This window comes from Streptomyces nanshensis, from assembly GCF_001751255.1.
GTDB classification, from domain to species: Bacteria; Actinomycetota; Actinomycetes; order Streptomycetales; family Streptomycetaceae; genus Streptomyces; species Streptomyces nanshensis_A.
In genome coordinates, this window is sequence record NZ_LJGW01000535.1 from 1 (window position 1) to 1146 (window position 1146).

Here is a 1146-nt window from a genome sequence, read left to right on the forward strand (position 1 = left end):
TGCCCTCCGGGCCGTCGCCGCTCGCGCCGCGTGACGTCGCCGCCGCCTGGGCCGCGCGCAGCGACTGCGACAGCAGGGTGCGCAGCCGGGTCGTACGGGCGGGGGCCGGGACCGAGGCGACGGCTTTCGGGAGTGCGTCCTCCGCGCCGTGTACGACGGACAGATGGCGCGCGGCCCGGCCGAACGCCGTGTAGACCCACTCGCGTGTGAGCACCGAGGCGGCGTCGCCCGGCAGCACGGCCACCACCGCGGGCCAGCTCATGCCCGCGGCCTGGTGTGCGGTGACGGCCCAGCCGTGCCGGACCTCCTCGGCGATGCGGTCGCGGGGGACCAGCACGCTGCCTCCCCGGTCCGCGTACTCCAGCCGCAGGCCCTCCTCCTCGCCGCCGGCGACGACCGCGGGAGCCGCACGTCCGCGGGAGGGGGAGTGGACCACGCGGTCGCCCGGATCGAAGCCGTCGAAGCGGCCGGGGCCCGGATGCAGCCGCTCCTTGAGGGCGGCGTTCAGCGCCCGGGTGCCCGCGGATCCGCCGTGCCCCGTGGTGATGACCTGGGTGTCGCCGGAGGGGACGCCGATCGCCCGCGGCACCGAGTCGGCGACGAGCTGGACCGTACGGTGCACGGCCTCGCCCGCGTCCCGCACCGGGACGATGACGACCTCCCTGCCCGGGGCCTCCACCTGGTTCAGCTCGCCGACGCCGATGCCGGAGACCAGTTCGCCGACCGGCCCCGGGTCCGGCGTACGGGAGACCACGCGGGGACAGGCGCCGCACGAGAGGACGTCGGCGAAGACCTGTCCGGGACCGGCGGAGCCCAGCACATGCGGATCGCCGCTGAGCACCAGCCGCGCTCCGTCCGGCAGGGACTCCACGAGGGCGGCGGCGGTCTCCGCGTCGAGTTGGGGGGCGTCGCAGACGACGAGCAGATCGAGCGCCCACGCTCCCTCCGCGTCCCTGCCCGGGCCCTCGCTGCCGTCGAGGAGTCCGGCGACCGTGACGAAGGAGGGGAGCAACGGCCCGTCCACGGGGCTGTCTTCGACGTCCTCGCGGGCCGTCGCGTCGGCGGATGTGCCGGCCGACTCCGCGAGGCGGTCGCGTCCGTCGGCGGCGTGTGCCGCGGCGCAGGCCCGCAGCCCCGCGCGGGCCG

At 77.1% G+C, this 1146-nt stretch carries 1 protein-coding gene; it reads right to left on the minus strand.

The window, feature by feature from the left end:
* Positions 1-1146 (minus strand): ATP-dependent DNA helicase (locus tag AN218_RS29575; protein ID WP_171908843.1); only part of this gene is annotated, 1146 nt, incomplete at both ends.